This window comes from Corynebacterium sp. ACRPE (genome assembly GCF_022347435.1).
GTDB classification, from domain to species: Bacteria; Actinomycetota; Actinomycetes; order Mycobacteriales; family Mycobacteriaceae; genus Corynebacterium; species Corynebacterium tuberculostearicum_D.
Map to the genome: position 1 here is coordinate 166,497 of NZ_JAKRNA010000002.1, position 14,471 is coordinate 180,967.

The window sequence follows — 14,471 nt, forward strand, 5'->3', positions numbered from 1 at the left end:
AGCCCAACATGTCTGAGAAAAAGCGCGCGGGTGCATTCGACCTGCGCAATGTCATCGCCGCACTCCTCGGCCTCTACGGCCTGATTTTGCTCGGCTGCTATTTCTTCCTTGACCCAGGCATCAACCCGGATACCGGGCAGGCAAAGAACGCCAGCGATAACCTATGGGCAAGCCTTGCTTTGCTGGCCGTGGCCGCCGCCTTTGTGCTGTGGGCGCGCCTGAAGCCCATCACCATCCCAGGAGAAAACTAATGGTTGAGATTACCTCTGCCACGCTTGCCGACGGCCGCGAGATCCTCTACTTCGACGACCAGCCCCACCCCGACCGCGTGCTTGTCGACGCCCGCGACATCCCCACCGTCGCCCCCGCTTCCGAAATGCGCCGGGATCCCCTAACGGGGGATTGGGTGGCCTTTGCCGCCCACCGCATGAACCGCACCTTCTTGCCACCGGCCAACGAGAACCCGCTGGCGCCAACGCGCGAAGGCCAGCTGCCCACGGAGATCCCCAGCCCCAGCTATGACGTGGTGGTCTTTGAAAACCGCTTCCCGTCTTTTGCCACCACCGCAGACATCGAGCATCCCGAGGAAGACAACCTGCTCGGCGTGGTGCCGCGCCTTCCGGCCCGCGCCCGCTGCGAGGTGGTGTGCTTTACCGAGGACCCCGCCCTATCCTTCAAGGACCTGCCGGAATCGCGCATTCGCACCGTCATCGAGGCCTGGGCGCACCGCACCGCCGCGCTATCCCAGATCGACGGCGTGCAGCAGGTATTCCCCTTTGAAAACCGCGGCGAGGAAATCGGCGTGACCCTCCAGCATCCGCACGGCCAGATTTACTCCTATCCCTTCCTCTCGCCGCGCCTGCGTTCCATCGTGGATTCCGCCCGCGCCTATGACGGCGACCTCTTCCAGGATCTCCTTGATCGCGAGCGCGCCGCCGGCACCCGCATCATCGCCGAGACCGAGCACTTCACCGTCTTCGTTCCCGCCGCCGCCAAATGGCCGCTCGAAGCCATGGTCCTGCCCAACGAGGAAGTCCCCGATTTCGCCGCGCTTACCGACGCCCAACGCGCCGACCTCGCGCCCCTCCTCAAGAAGCTGTACTCCGCCGTGGACCGCTTCTTCGATGGCGTGGACAAGACCCCGTATATCGCCGGCTGGACCCAAGCGCCGGTGGACGAGGCACTGCGCCCCGGCATCCGCATGCACCTGCAGCTCTTTTCGCTCATGCGCTCGCCCGGCCGCATGAAGTACCTCGCCGGTTCCGAGTCCTCGCAGGCCGTGTGGATCAATGACACCACCCCGGAGCGCATCGCCGCCCGCTTTAAGGAGATCTGGGATGCTTAACTGGATTGACACCCGCAGCGATGCGGAGCTTGTCGCCGCAGCCCGCGACCTCCTCGCTGCTGCCTTCTCGGACGCGTCCGAGCCCGCCGGCGTGTGGGCTGCTCCCGGCCGCGTCAACCTCATCGGCGAGCACATCGATTACGCCGGCGGCGCCTCCATCCCCTTTGCGCTGGAACAAAACACCGCCGTCGCCGTCGCGCCCCGCACCGATGGCCTTCTCCGGATAGCCTCCGAATACGACGGCAGCGTTGCCCAGGCCAGCCTCCCTCTCTCCGATGTCCGCCCCGGCCGCCCTTCCAACTGGTCCGGCTACGTTGCCGGCACCGTCTGGGCCGCCACTGCCGCGGACGTTCTGACTTGCACCGGCCTCGATATTGCCATCGTCTCCGATGTCCCCGTCGGCTCTGGCCTGTCCAGTTCCGCCGCCCTCGAATGCTCCGTGGCCGTGGCCGCCTACGAGCTCTGCCACGGCAACGCTCCCGATGACGCCGCCCGCGCGCAGCTGGTCCAGGCGTGCATCCGCGCCGAAAACGAGGTGGTTGGCGCCTCTACCGGCGGCTTGGACCAAAACGCTAGCCTCTTCGGTCAGCGCGGCAAGGCGCTATTCCTGGATTTTTCCACCGGCGCCGTCGAGCGCGTGCCGTTCAATATCGAAGCCCAGGACATGGTGCTGCTCATCGCGGACACCAATGCACCGCACACGCTTTCCGACGGCCAATATGCCTCCCGCCGCGGCATCATCGACGCCGTCCAGTCCGCCGCCGGCCGCTCCATCCGCGAAATCCCGGACGCCGTCGCCTTCGCCGCGACCGTCAACCCCCAGGAGGCTGACCTATACCGCCGCCGCGTGCGCCACGTGGTGGAAGAGACTGACCGCACCTTAGCCGCCGCCACCGCGCTTACCTCTTCCGACCTGGCAGAGTTCCGCCGCCTCATGCGCGAAAGCCACATTTCCCTGCGCGACCTGTACGAAGTCACCACTCCGGAACTCGACTCCGCTTTCACCGCGGCCGGCGAACTCGGCGCCCGCATGACTGGCGGCGGCTTCGGCGGTGCAGTCATCGCGCTCATCCCACGCTCCGACGTCGAGTCCACTGCCCAGGCCACCCACGACGCCGCAGCATCCCGCAGCTTCCCAGAACCCACCTTCTTGGTGGCTCGCCCGGGAGACGGCGCCCGCCGCCTAGCTTAAGCTCCGCAGGCCGGCTGGCTCAGATGTGACCCCCAGCGCGCCTATTGTCGTTAGGTCCATACTGATCAGGCTGATCTGAAGGCTGGGCCGCCTCAGATCTGCCCTAACTCCCTCAATTCGGCCTGATCAGATCAGCCCTAAGCCTTTAGCGTTTGGTTCACAACGCCGAGAGAGCTTTCTGAATCCCCTCGCGCAGCGTCTCGCGAGACTGTTTCATCGGATGCGCAATCGCGCGCAACCCCATGTACGCAATCTGGTCGGCCGCCCGATTCAGCGGATCGCCCGCATGCCCGAGCACACGGCGAATGTCGACCTCGCATTGGCCTTGGATATCGCCCCAAGCTTGCTGGAATCGCGACCGCGCACCTGAAGACACCCCTCGCCACGTGCGCCCCGGCCGTGATGCTTTAGAGCCGCGCTTATGCACAATCTGCTCGACCGCCTCCAAAGCGGCTACGGAATCGGACTCAATGACCGCCTTGCGCGCGCCCACCTTGAGCAGGTATTTCAGCGCGAGCGTCAGTGCTTCGAGTTCGAGCTCATCCGTGCTCGCCTTGGTTTCTCGAGTCCGTAACCGGTAGTCGCCGTTGCCAGCAACGAAGCACATCGACCCCTTGAATACGGTATCCGAGGAAGCATCGGTGGCTATGCGCACCACGTCGCCCTCGGCCCACGAGGAGGCGCGCGAGAAGTTCGGCCACCAGTGTGCTTTCGGCGTCTCTACCTGTGCCGCTTGCTTCTTTTTCGGCGCCTCACCCATCTTGCGCGCCTTGCGAGCGGTCAGGCCGGCTTGTTTTCTGCGCACGGAGCTCGCGCTTTTCGAAGCCCTATTTTCTCCCGCAAAGCTTCCCGTCACCGTGAAACCGTCAGCCGTGAGTGCCGCTCGCAACGCATTCTGCCTGCGACCAGTGACAATCCACACTCGTCCGTCGAGTCCCTTGAGCGCGCGTTTGACCTCGCGCACGGCGATATCGACGATATCGCCCTTCTTCGTTTGGCCGCGGCGCACAAAACGCGTCTGCTTGGTATTGACCGCGATGACCCAGCCTTCGATGGTGCCGTTGGGGGCGGAATCCCAACGCTCGTCCCAGAGCGCGACCGCAACATGGATTGGTGCCGAGACCATATCCGAGGTGATCTTGCGGGTGCCGTAGGTGCGCGATTGCGTACCGGTTAGTTCTGAGAGCTCGATGGGTTCCATTATCTCTAGTAAAGCACGGTTAACCGCGCTGCTGAATTATCCCCCACACCGCCGCTGTGAACTACTTCTCCTTAGGTCGAATGTGATCGAGCCGATCTGAGCACAACCCGCCCTCAAATCAGCCTCAACGCCCTCAAATCGGCCCGATCACCTTGGACCTAAAGTTCCGCCCCTCACTCAAGGTCCTCGGAAATTCACCTTCCTGAGCCTCATGAAGCGCGCCCCGCCCCGCCAGCCGAGAAGATGAAACCATGATTACAGATCACTTCATCAACCTTCGTTACGCCGGAGCCGAAAGTCCGCACCGTTTAGCCCTCCAGCGCGGTGAGCTCACCCAGATAGCGCCCTGGATCGCCGTTCCCACAGCCACCTGGAGGCAATGGGTGCGCCATAAACAACAATTCGCCAAAGTAGTCGCTGCCGGGTGGAGCACCCACCGCGCCGTCCTCATCGGTAAATCGGCCGCGCGGTTGTGGGGAATGTGGGTAATTTCTACGGCAGGGGAGGAGGTGGAGTTAGCGGTGCCTTCGGGAAGCGTGCCCCCACGCAGGCTCACCCCGAAAGGCTACCGGTACCGCCGAGTAAAGTCCCTTCAAGAATCCATGGTGTCGATAGCGGGTGTGCGCGCCACGAATCCTGCCCGCACCTGCCTTGAAATCGCCCGGCTACACGGCTTCTCGGATGGCCTGGTAGCTACCGATTCTGCCCTCGGCCAACACGACGTCACCACATACGACCTGCGCGAAGAGCTTGCAAAGATGCAGCGCACGAAGGGACAAGCAGCCATGCGTAAGGTTATCGAGCACGCGTATGGCGGATCGGAATCGCCCTATGAGTCCTATCTGCGAGCCCTCATTATTGAGCGTTTCCCGCAGGTGAAAATTGAGCCGCAGAAACCGCTGCTCGGGAAATATCGGGCAGATCTCTGTCTCGATTGCTGGCTGGTACTCGAGGTCGATGGCGATGCCAAGTATGACGGCACCTATGGCGAGGCACCCGCCCACGTGGTCAAGCAGCAGATAAAGAGGCAGCGAGCGCTAGAAAACCGCGGATACGTGGTGCTGCGCTTTGGCCCCAGCGATATGAAAGCGCCGGACGAGGCTTTGCGGATAATCGCCAGCCACCTGGGAAAACGAACGAGAAAAGTAGCCTAGATCACCCCCGAGCCACCCCACAACGCATAAAAGTTGTTGAACAAAAGGCATAGCAACCTTTAAGATGATGCGCATCACAAACTAATGCGACCTGCATCACGAAAGGTGAAATCTAGTGAGTGCTGAGACATCACACGCCACTCCGGCGCAGGCGGGGGACAAGACCCCGCCCAAAGGCCTCGGCGCCATGGCCGGTGCCATGTTCCTCATGGCCACCTCCGCCATCGGTCCGGGATTTTTGACCCAGACCTCGGTTTTTACTGTGCAGATGGGGGCTTCTTTCGCGTTTGCGATTATGCTTTCCATCCTCGTTGACATTGCCATCCAGCTCAATGTGTGGCGAGTGCTGTGTGTAAGCGGCATGCGCGCAAATACCTTGGGTAATACAGTACTTCCTGGCTTGGGCTGGGTTCTTGCCGTATTCGTCTTTATCGGCGGCGCGGTCTTCAATATTGGCAATATCGCCGGTTCGGGCCTCGGTATCAACGCGATGCTGGGCATCGATGCGCGCATCGGCGGCGTCATCGCCGCAGCTATCGCCGTCTTTATCTTCCTCTCCCGCAAAGCCGGCATGGCACTTGACCGCCTTGTTGCCGTGCTCGGTGCGGTCATGATCCTGCTCATGCTCTACGTCGCGGTGGTCAGCCAACCACCGGTAGGTGAAGCGCTGAAGAATACCGTCGCGCCGGGCGAGATTGACTTCTTCGTCATTACCACCATCATCGGTGGCACCGTCGGCGGCTATATCACTTTTGCCGGCGCGCACCGACTCATCGATTCTGGCCACACCGGCGTGGAAAACGTCAAGAACATTACCTATACCTCGGTCAGCGGCATCGTGGTAACCGGCATCATGCGCATGCTCCTCTTCCTGGCGGTGCTCGGCGTGGTAGCTACTGGGGTGGCGCTCTCGGATGACAACACCGCGGCCGATGCGTTCTACAATGCCGCCGGCGAGTTCGGCCTGCGTGCCTTCGGCGTAGTCCTCTTCGCTGCCGGCTTGTCCTCCGTTATCGGTGCCGCCTATACCTCGGTGTCCTTCGTGACCTCCCAGGAAACCTCGACGCGCACCCGCAATATCCTCACCATCGTCTTCATTGTGGTGTGCACGGTGGTCTTCGTAGCCATTAACTCCGCTCCGCAGAAGCTGCTCATCTTCGCTGGTGCCATCAACGGCCTTATCTTGCCCATCGGCTTTGCCCTCGTGATGTGGGTGGCCTGGCGCCGCCGCGACCTCCTGCAGGGCTATAAGTATCCTAAGTGGTTGCTGATTATCGGCGCCCTGGCATGGGTACTCACCATCTTCATCGGCTTCAAGGCTTTCTCGGGCATCACCGAGCTGTGGGCATAATGCAGATCCCAGAGCAAGTGCGCGAGTATGCGCGGACCCATGACATGGCCACCACCGCCGGGCATGCCCGCGGTTTCATGCAGGCTAACCTGCTGGCCGTGCCGCAGGAATACGCCTTTGACTTCTTGCTCTTTGCCCAGCGCAATCCCAAGCCATGCCCGATTGTGGGCGTGCTGGAAGCCGGTCAGTACTCCTCCGAGTTGCTGCCGGGTGGGGACATCCGCACCGATATTCCGGCCTACCGTGTCTTTGAAAACGGCGAGCATACAGCCACGCTTGCCGACGCCACCTCGTACTACACCCCAGACATGGTCAGCTTCCTTATTGGTTGCTCTTTTACCTTTGAGACTGCGCTGCAGGATAACGGCATTGAGGTCGCGCACATTGCTCAGCAGTGCAACGTGCCGATGTTTAAAACCACGATTCCCACCACCCCGGCCGGTGTCTTTTCCGGCCCCATGGTGGTCTCCATGCGTCCGATTCCGGCCGCGCAGGTCTCCGATGCCGTGCGGATTACCTCCCGTTACCCATCGGTTCACGGCGCCCCGGTCCATGTGGGTGACCCGGCGGCCATTGGCATTGAGGATCTATCCCGCCCCGACTTTGGCGATCCGGGCGAAGTGCCAGAGGGCTGCTTGCCGGTCTTTTGGGCCTGTGGTGTGACCCCGCAGGCCATCGTGATGGAATCTAAGCCGCGTTTAGCTATTACGCACGCACCGGGCCAGATGCTCGTGACCAACGCCCGCGATCAAGATTTTCTCATTCCTTAATCGTCCAGCACGGCGAGGATCTTCTCGCAGGTATTCATGAGGCTGTCATGCGCAAGCGTGGCGGCCTCAAGGCGTTTTCCATCCGCGATGAGCGTGGCCAAGGTGATATTTCCTTGAATGTGGTCCGCATGCAGCTGCGGGTAGCGCGGGATTGCTAGCAAGAAGGTGAGCCGCATGCGGGCGAGCAGGTTTTCCATCTGCTCATTCAAGGTAGGGGAGCCTAGCGCGGCCACCAGTGTGCGGTGGAAGCGTTGGTTGATAGCGGAGACTTCTTGGTGCTCGCCGCGTGCCGCGTAGTCGAAGGCGGAGGAGGTGAGGGTGACGAGCGAGGGGGCGTCGGCAAAAGTGCCCCACCGCACTGCGGCAGGCTCGATGGCCGCGCGAGCGGCAAAGAGGTCACGGATATAATCTGCATCCGGCGTCGCGAGGAAGACGCCGCGATTAGGGATGCGCTCGACAATGCGCTCTGCGGCAAGCCTAGTGAAAGACTCGCGGAGGGTATTGCGCGAGCAGTTAAAGCGTTCGGCTGCCTTGACCTCGCTGAGCTGCTCGCCCGGCTGGAACTCGCCGGAGGAGATGGCCTTGCGCAACTCGGAGGCGACAGACTGGGAAAGCATGACCACAACTGTACTAAAAAGTTATGCACCTCACATTGAAATGAGGTGCATAACGATGGCGCGAGCGCTAATCGATGGTCGCGATGACCTTGGAGGAATCCAGACGGTCACCTTCTGCGACCAGGAGCTTGATGGTACCGCCGCGCGGAGCCTTGATGGCCGATTCCATCTTCATGGCCTCGACGGTGGCGATGGCATCGCCCTCGGCCACGGTATCGCCGTCCGCAACGTTCCAGGCCACGAGGTTGGCCTCGAACGGGGAAGTAACCGCGTTGTCATCGGTGGACTGCGCTCCGGCCGAAGACGGCGCGGTGGAGGCAGAACCACCGGCCGAGGCGGCGCCCGGCGCGGCGAGGAAGTCCACGGGCACGCCGACGTTGACCAGCTTGCCGTCGATTTCTACGGCCACAGTGCGGCGCTGGGTGTAGATGGCCTCGACCTTTTCCACCTGGTTGGCGGCAGACGGGCGGTAGTTGTGATCCACCCAGTCAGTAAATACGCCGATCTCGGAGGCACCGGCGGCAGCGGCATCGTCTGCTGGGGCGGCGGTGCCGATGAGTGCAGGCTCATCCATCATGTCGCGGTGGAACGGCAGCACGGTGCGCACGCCGGTGACGGTGAACTCCCGCAGAGCAAAGCGGGCGCGGGCCAGGGCGATCTCGCGGGTCGGGCCCCACACCACCAGCTTGGCAATCAGGGAGTCATAGTACGGCGGGATGATAGAGCCAGAGCGCACCGCGGAATCCACGCGGATGCCCGGGCCGGTGGGCGGCTCAAAGGAGACGATGGTGCCGGGGCACGGGGCGAAGCCATTGAGGATGTCCTCGGCATTGATGCGGAACTCAAAAGCGTGACCCTGGGACTGCGGATCCTCATCAAAGGACAGCGGTTCGCCGGCCGCGATGCGGAATTGCTCGGCGATGATATCGGTGCCGGTGACTACCTCGGTAACTGGGTGCTCGACCTGGACGCGGGTATTGACCTCGAGGAAGGAAATGGTGCCGTCCTCGGAAACGATGTATTCCACGGTGCCGGCGCCGGTGTAGCCCACCTTGGAGCAAATGGAGCGGGCGCCTTCGATGATGCCGTTGCGTTGGGCGTCGGAAAGCGCGGGCGCCGGGGCCTCCTCAATGAGCTTTTGGAAGCGACGCTGGGTGGAGCAATCGCGGGTGCCGAGAACGCGCACATTGCCGTGCGTATCGGCCAGCACCTGGGCCTCGACGTGGCGCGGGTGGGTGAGGAACTTCTCCACGTAGCACTCCGCGCGGCCGAAAGCCTCCATGGCCTCGCGCCCGGCGGAGTTGAACGCGCCCTCAATCTCTTCCATATTGTCCACGACCTTCAAGCCGCGTCCGCCGCCGCCATAAGCGGCCTTGATGGCAATGGGCAGGCCGTGCTCTTCGGCAAAGGCGCGGGCCTCCTGCCAGTCATCGATGGGATCGGAGGTACCCGGTGCCAGCGGCGCGCCGACCTCCTCGGCCACGCGGCGCGCTGCAATCTTGTCACCGAGCAACTCGATGGACTCCGGGGAAGGGCCAATCCAGATCATGCCGGCCTCGGTAACTGTGCGGGCAAAGTCGGCGTTCTCGGACAAGAAGCCGTAGCCCGGGTGGATGGCATCGGCGCCGGCGCGCACCGCGATATCGAGCAGCGCGGGCACGTTCATGTAGGTATCGGCCGCAGTATTGCCCGGCAGCGCATAGGCTTCATCCGCTACCTGGGTATGCAGGGCACCAGCATCCGCTTCGGAGTAAATGGCGATGGACTTAATGCCCAGGTCGCGGGCGACGCGGGCGATACGCACGGCAATCTCGCCGCGGTTAGCAATGAGGACGGTCTTAATCTGCATTCTGTTCTCCAGTGTTCAAGGCTTGGGGTGCTACGAGTTCAAAATTCACGTGTGCGCCGGGTGGCAGCTGCGCGGCGATATCAATGTCTTCTTCCAATACGGTGGCGATGACCGGGTAACCGCCGGTCACGGCATGATCACGGAGGAAGACCACGGGCTTGCCATTGGGTGGGATTTGGATGGAGCCGGCGACCATGCCCTCGGAGGGGAGCTCGCCGTCTTTAACGCGTTCAATTGGTTCTTCGCCATCGAGGCGCAGGCCCACGCGGTTGGAATCCGAGGTGACGGTCCACTCGGTATCCAGGAAGGCGGAAACATTATCGCCAAACCAGTCATCGCGCGGTCCGAGCACGCAGCGCAAGGTGGCGCGGGTTTTGCCATCGGAGCTTTCACGCACGCGCAGTGGGTTAACCAGCTGGGCGTCGGTCATGCCGGTAGAGCGCGGCAGCACGCCGATGACATCGCCGGTGGTGACCGGGTCCGGGCCAAGGCCAGAAAGGACGTCGGTGGCCGCCGAGCCGAGCTCGGATTCGGCGATGATGCCGCCGCGGATGGCAACGTAATTGCGCATGCCTACCGTCGCAGGGTCTACCGTGACGGTTTGCCCGGCCGTGACCAGCACGGGGCGAGCAAGGTGAACCGGCATCTCGCCGAGGCGCACACGCGCGGTCGCGCCGGTGACGCAAATGACGGTATCGGTGAGCGCGTGGAGCTTAATGCCGCCGATATTCTCCAGCACTGTTGCCCCGCGCGGGTTGCCCACGGCCACGTTGGCGGTCGCGGCGGCGGCGCGGTCGGCAGCACCGGAGGGGGTCACGCCGAGATCGCCCACACCGGGGCGTCCCAAGTCCTGGTAGAGGGTGAGCAGGCCGGCATCGATAACCTCCATGCGCGGCAAGCGGGCAGGGGCGCGCTTCGAGCGGGCAGAGTGATCAACAAGCTCCGGCAGCTTATCCACGCTGCGATAGCGCACGCGGTCGCCCGGCTGTACCAGTGCCGGCGGGTTGGCATTGGAATCCCACATCGGCGTATTGGTGGTACCCAAAAGCTGCCAGCCGCCCGGGGAAACGCGCGGGTACACCGCGGAAAATTCGCCCGCAATGCCTACGGCACCGGCCGGCACCGCGGTACGGGGACTGGAGCGGCGGGGCACAGCACGCGCCTGGGAGGGATCCGACGGCGCACAGTAGGTAAAGCCCGGGGCAAAGCCACCGAATGCCGCGGTCCACTCGGTAGAGGTATGCCAGTCAATGAGCGCCTCGCGCGAAAGCCCCAGCAGGTCTGCGGCCTCGTCCACATCCTCGCCGTCATAGAGCACATCGATTTCTACCGTTCGGGCCTCCGCGGCCGTCGCGGCGGCAGGGGAGAAGTCCTGCAGGAATTCGGCCGCATCGCGCGCCGAATCCGGCGCTTCAAACGTCAGCAGCAGGGTGGTGGCGGCCGCGATGCAGTCCACCTGATTCTTCAAAGGCTTGGCAGAAAGCGCCGCGTGCCAATCCATGACCTGGTTCAATCCATCCAGGTCAATGAGCAACGCACGCGTGCCCACAAAATTGATATGCATTAGATAAAGCTCCGAATCTCGATGCCTTCTTCCCGCAGGCGCTCAACCACGCCGCGCAGCAGCTTCACCGCGCCGGGCGAATCACCGTGGGTGCATACGGATTGCGCATCCACCTCGAGCTTCGTGCCATCCACGGCCGTAATCGAGCCGGTCTGCGCCACCTCAAGTACTCGCTGCACCACCTCATCGGCGCTGCCCAGCACCGCATTGGCCTCCTTGCGCGAGACCAGCGTGCCATCGGGGTTGTAGTTGCGGTCCGCAAAGGCCTCACGGATGACGTTAAGCCCGCTGCGCTTGGCGACGTCCACCGCTACACCCCCTGGCAGCAACATCACCGGCAAGTCTCCAAAGGCCTTAATGCCCTTGATGACGGCTTCTGCCTGCGCCTCATCTTTCACGATTGCGTTATACATCGCCCCGTGCGGCTTTACATAGGAGACCTTGGTGCCATTGGCGCGGGCCAAAGCGTCGAGAGCGCCAATTTGGTAGGTCACCTCGTCTGCTAGCTCGTCCGGGTTGTAATCGATAAAACGGCGGCCGAAACCTGCGGCGTCGTTATAACCTACGTGTGCGCCTACGGTCACGCCTGCTTCTGCTGCCGCCTTGAGCGTGCCGGCAATCGAGTGTGGGTCGCCCGCATGGAAGCCGGTGGCCACGTTTGCGGAGGACACCATTACCAGCATCGCCGCGTCATCTGCGACCGGATTGCCCGCAGTGGTTTCTCCCAAATCCGCATTGAGATCGATATGGAGCGAGGACATTCAACACCGTCCTTAAGATTGTTGAACAATTCGAATGTCATTAAGTGTAACCCTCGCCACTGCCATTTGTGAAGACGGTTACGTTTCATTTACCCGCGTGTGCACCCCCACCCAGGCACGAGAAACCGCCCCGCCCCGGGTACGAGGTCCGGGAGGAGGCGGCATGGTCTGCTAGAGCCCAAGGGCCCGAAGGTTCTAGCTTGTGAAATCTTTAGCGGCCGTAGTTTTGGACAGCGTAGAGCTTGCCCTCAGAGTTTATGGCAACACCAATGCCGATGATCTTGGCGCGTGGGTCGAGCATGATCTTGCGGTGACCCGGGGATTCGTACCAAAGCTTGACCAGAAGGGCATCGGAGTAGTCGCTCCATGCCTGCAGTACGTTCTCGTCGCCGGCCGGGATATTGGCGGTAGGCGTTGGTGTGGTTGATGATGCTCTGCACGCGATTGGGAACTGGAGCGGTGAGCTTTGCTGCTGTAGCTGGCGTCGCGGGAAGGTTTGGCGTCGGCGCCGGAAGGTTCGCGCCTTTAAAGTTGCCCGAGGAACTTAGCGAGATTTACTAGGTTGCCTAACCTCTCCCTGTTCATTGCTTCTATGAGTGTTTCCTCGTAGCTGTCTCTCGGCCTCGTTGTGTGCTCGGTGAGCGGGTTTTAGAAGGGGATAAGAAAAGCGTCCGGCGATGAATCGCCGAGCGCCACATTGAACGAAGTATTACGCCTTTGCGGGCGTCGCTGTCCCTTGAGAGCCTGGGACAGGAGAAAGGACCGAAGAAATGATCTCGGCCGCTTCCTTGCGGGTTTGTGCGCCATAAAGCTGGTCGCGGAAGTCTTCCTTCATAATGCTGCGCGCCAGCTTGGAGAGCAGCTTGAGGTGTTGCTTGCCGGCATTATCAGGCACAGCGATAAGGAAGGCAAGGTTAGTCGGTTCCTCGCCTTCTCCCCATGTAATACCTTCGGGTAGGCGGGCAAAGACAAGGGTGGGCACTTTCACGCCGGCTGAGCGTGCGTGCGGAATGGCCACGCCGTGACCCACACCAGTGGAACGGGTAGATTCGCGCTTCAACGCGGCGCTGGCGACCGCTTCCGCATCAGACATACGCGATGAGGTGAGCTTCACCATAGAGCGAATGACCTCTTCGCTAGAAGAACCCAGATTTTTATCGAGGCTAATCGTATCGACAGCAACAAGCGGCTTATCCTTGCGCTGCGTCAATCCCACTAGCAGGAGAATAAGGCCAGCACAGACGGCGATGCCGGCAAGCATGGCGATAAAGAAGCCAACGACGTTATCTACCGCGCCGAGCACCGCGACGATCGGGCCGCCGTGCATGACGTGGTCTTGTGCACCAAATAGACCGGCGAGCGCACCAGCTACGGCGCCACCGGCAACGTTGGCAGGGATAACCTGTAGCGGGCGTGCGGCCGCGAGCGGGATGGCGCCCTCGGTGATGCCGAAAAATCCCATGAACAATGCGGCGATGCCCGCATCATTTTCGGCCTTGGTAAACCACCGGCGGCGCAGGAGCGTAGCTACGCCCACGGCGAGGGGAGGTACGGCAATCGCGCATGCTGCCATGCCCATGGGTCCCGCATTGCCGGCCGCGATCATGCCGCCGCCAAAGAGGAAGGCTGTTTTATTAAAGGGACCACCCATATCGAAGGCGATCATGGCGCCTAGGATAAGGCCCAGCACGATGACGGAGGAGCCCTGCATTCCAGAGAGATGGTTGGTCATTGCCTCGAACGCGGCCGAGACCGGTGCGCCAATGAGCAAGATGAAGACGAGCCCTACGATGAGCGTGGTGAAAATCGGGATGACGATGATGGGCCAAATCGGTGCGATGAACTTGTGTACCGGAATCTTTTTAATGGCAAGAGCCACGTAACCGGACAAAATACCGGTGACAATGCCGCCCAAGAATCCGGCACCTGCCTCAGAACCGTAAAGCGAGCCGGTGGTGGCGATGAGTCCGGTAATAAGGCCAGGGGCAAGGCCCGGGCGATCCGCGATGCCCACCGCAATGTAGCCAGAAAGCACCGGGACCATCAGCGAAAACGCCAGGGCGCCGAGTTCATTGACCGTGTTCCAGAAGCTATCCTCTGGAATCGCCATGCCCTCAGGCGTGGGCGTGCCGCCGATAGAGAGGGCGGCCGCGATGAGCAGACCACCGGTTACCACGAACGGGATCATGTGCGAGACGCCGTTCATCAGCGCTTTGTACAAGGTCTGGCCAATACTATTTTTACGGGGCGCTTCTTCTTCCTGACTGTCTGCGGATCCTTCCCAGCGCGTGGCGCTTAAGGATCTGCTGAGCAGTTCCTTCGGGTGTTTGATGGCCTCGTCAACACCGGTGGCCTCGAGGCGTTTCCCATGGAAGCGGTCTTTGGAAATTACAGTATCGGCACCGATGACAATGGCATCAGCGTCTTCGATATCTTGCTTGCTAAAAGTTCCCTCTACGCCGATGGAACCGTGAGTTTCAATCTTGATACGGTAGCCCAATTCTTGGGCTGCGGCCTCGAGGTTTTCGGCCGCCATGTAGGTATGTGCGATGCCCGTCGGACACGCCGTGATGGCGAGGATGAGGGGCGATGACTCTGAAGTGCTCATGACTCTCATTAAACGGCAAACGTTTGCGCTGGCACAAGAGGCAGTGATCCACTTCTTGG

13 protein-coding genes are annotated in these 14,471 nt (G+C 61.8%); 6 read left to right on the forward strand and 7 right to left on the reverse strand.

Annotated features, from left to right (window positions below):
• Positions 1–8 precede the first annotated feature (8 nt).
• From MHY13_RS02095 to galK, 3 genes are read left to right on the forward strand one after another with little or no spacing between them, the layout of a single operon-like run.
• The gene (locus MHY13_RS02095) at positions 9–251 is read left to right on the forward strand and encodes a hypothetical protein (RefSeq protein WP_005322508.1); all 243 of its coding nucleotides are present in this window, start codon (positions 9–11) and stop codon (positions 249–251) included.
• Entirely contained in the window at positions 251–1,345 is a 1,095-nt protein-coding gene (gene galT / locus MHY13_RS02100) for a galactose-1-phosphate uridylyltransferase (RefSeq protein ID WP_239280376.1), read from the forward strand. Before MHY13_RS02095 ends, galT begins: the two co-directional genes overlap by 1 nt.
• A complete protein-coding gene (gene galK / locus MHY13_RS02105) occupies positions 1,338–2,537 on the forward strand; it encodes a galactokinase (protein WP_239280378.1) in 1,200 nt (399 codons plus the stop codon). Before galT ends, galK begins: the two co-directional genes overlap by 8 nt.
• 157 nt (positions 2,538–2,694) lie before the next feature.
• Here the strand turns inward: galK and MHY13_RS02110 are convergent, their stop codons facing one another.
• Complete coding sequence (locus tag MHY13_RS02110) at positions 2,695–3,738, reverse strand: RNase H family protein (RefSeq protein ID WP_225745858.1); 1,044 nt, start codon at positions 3,736–3,738, stop codon at positions 2,695–2,697.
• Between the two features lie 251 nt (positions 3,739–3,989).
• Here MHY13_RS02110 and MHY13_RS02115 point away from each other — a divergent pair, with 251 nt between their 5' ends.
• The 3 genes from MHY13_RS02115 to MHY13_RS02125 all read left to right on the forward strand — a co-directional run bounded on the left by MHY13_RS02115 (position 3,990) and on the right by MHY13_RS02125 (position 7,013).
• A complete protein-coding gene (locus tag MHY13_RS02115; protein ID WP_239280380.1) occupies positions 3,990–4,892 on the forward strand; it encodes an endonuclease domain-containing protein in 903 nt (300 codons plus the stop codon).
• A 187-nt stretch (positions 4,893–5,079) separates the two neighbouring features.
• Positions 5,080–6,243, forward strand: a complete 1,164-nt coding sequence (locus MHY13_RS02120; RefSeq protein WP_239280473.1) for an NRAMP family divalent metal transporter — start codon at positions 5,080–5,082, stop codon at positions 6,241–6,243.
• Positions 6,243–7,013 (forward strand): putative hydro-lyase, encoded by a 771-nt coding sequence (locus MHY13_RS02125; protein ID WP_239280382.1) that lies wholly within the window; start codon positions 6,243–6,245, stop codon positions 7,011–7,013. Before MHY13_RS02120 ends, MHY13_RS02125 begins: the two co-directional genes overlap by 1 nt.
• Here the strand turns inward: MHY13_RS02125 and MHY13_RS02130 are convergent.
• The 6 genes from MHY13_RS02130 to MHY13_RS02155 form a co-directional block, all read right to left on the reverse strand.
• The gene (locus MHY13_RS02130) at positions 7,010–7,630 is read right to left on the reverse strand and encodes a GntR family transcriptional regulator (RefSeq protein ID WP_239280384.1); all 621 of its coding nucleotides are present in this window, start codon (positions 7,628–7,630) and stop codon (positions 7,010–7,012) included. The two genes, MHY13_RS02125 and MHY13_RS02130, sit on opposite strands and share 4 nt — an antisense overlap.
• A gap of 67 nt (positions 7,631–7,697) precedes the next feature.
• Entirely contained in the window at positions 7,698–9,479 is a 1,782-nt protein-coding gene (locus tag MHY13_RS02135) for a biotin carboxylase N-terminal domain-containing protein (RefSeq protein WP_239280386.1), read from the reverse strand.
• On the reverse strand, positions 9,469–11,043 hold the full coding sequence (locus MHY13_RS02140; protein ID WP_239280388.1) for a 5-oxoprolinase/urea amidolyase family protein: 1,575 nt from the start codon (positions 11,041–11,043) through the stop codon (positions 9,469–9,471). Before MHY13_RS02140 ends, MHY13_RS02135 begins: the two co-directional genes overlap by 11 nt.
• The gene (locus tag MHY13_RS02145; RefSeq protein WP_239280390.1) at positions 11,043–11,804 is read right to left on the reverse strand and encodes a LamB/YcsF family protein; all 762 of its coding nucleotides are present in this window, start codon (positions 11,802–11,804) and stop codon (positions 11,043–11,045) included. Before MHY13_RS02145 ends, MHY13_RS02140 begins: the two co-directional genes overlap by 1 nt.
• Before the next feature lie 211 nt (positions 11,805–12,015).
• Positions 12,016–12,249, reverse strand: coding sequence for a CAP domain-containing protein (locus MHY13_RS02150; RefSeq protein WP_239280475.1), 234 nt, complete (start codon positions 12,247–12,249; stop codon positions 12,016–12,018).
• Positions 12,250–12,513: 264 nt separating this feature from the next.
• Positions 12,514–14,412 (reverse strand): fructose-specific PTS transporter subunit EIIC, encoded by a 1,899-nt coding sequence (locus MHY13_RS02155; RefSeq protein ID WP_239280392.1) that lies wholly within the window; start codon positions 14,410–14,412, stop codon positions 12,514–12,516.
• Positions 14,413–14,471: the final 59 nt, after the last annotated feature.

Bases quoted from the DNA above. Each gene is read 5' to 3' on its own strand.
- MHY13_RS02095 (WP_005322508.1), top strand. From the start codon at position 9: ATGTCTGAGAAAAAGCGCGCGGGTGCATTCGACCTGCGCAATGTCATC.
- galT (WP_239280376.1), top strand. From the start codon at position 251: ATGGTTGAGATTACCTCTGCCACGCTTGCCGACGGCCGCGAGATCCTC.
- MHY13_RS02145 (WP_239280390.1), bottom strand. From the start codon at position 11,804: ATGTCCTCGCTCCATATCGATCTCAATGCGGATTTGGGAGAAACCACT.
- MHY13_RS02125 (WP_239280382.1), top strand. From the start codon at position 6,243: ATGCAGATCCCAGAGCAAGTGCGCGAGTATGCGCGGACCCATGACATG.
- MHY13_RS02115 (WP_239280380.1), top strand. From the start codon at position 3,990: ATGATTACAGATCACTTCATCAACCTTCGTTACGCCGGAGCCGAAAGT.
- MHY13_RS02130 (WP_239280384.1), bottom strand. From the start codon at position 7,630: ATGCTTTCCCAGTCTGTCGCCTCCGAGTTGCGCAAGGCCATCTCCTCC.
- MHY13_RS02140 (WP_239280388.1), bottom strand. From the start codon at position 11,043: ATGCATATCAATTTTGTGGGCACGCGTGCGTTGCTCATTGACCTGGAT.
- MHY13_RS02155 (WP_239280392.1), bottom strand. From the start codon at position 14,412: ATGAGCACTTCAGAGTCATCGCCCCTCATCCTCGCCATCACGGCGTGT.
- galK (WP_239280378.1), top strand. From the start codon at position 1,338: ATGCTTAACTGGATTGACACCCGCAGCGATGCGGAGCTTGTCGCCGCA.
- MHY13_RS02135 (WP_239280386.1), bottom strand. From the start codon at position 9,479: ATGCAGATTAAGACCGTCCTCATTGCTAACCGCGGCGAGATTGCCGTG.
- MHY13_RS02110 (WP_225745858.1), bottom strand. From the start codon at position 3,738: ATGGAACCCATCGAGCTCTCAGAACTAACCGGTACGCAATCGCGCACC.
- MHY13_RS02120 (WP_239280473.1), top strand. From the start codon at position 5,080: ATGGCCGGTGCCATGTTCCTCATGGCCACCTCCGCCATCGGTCCGGGA.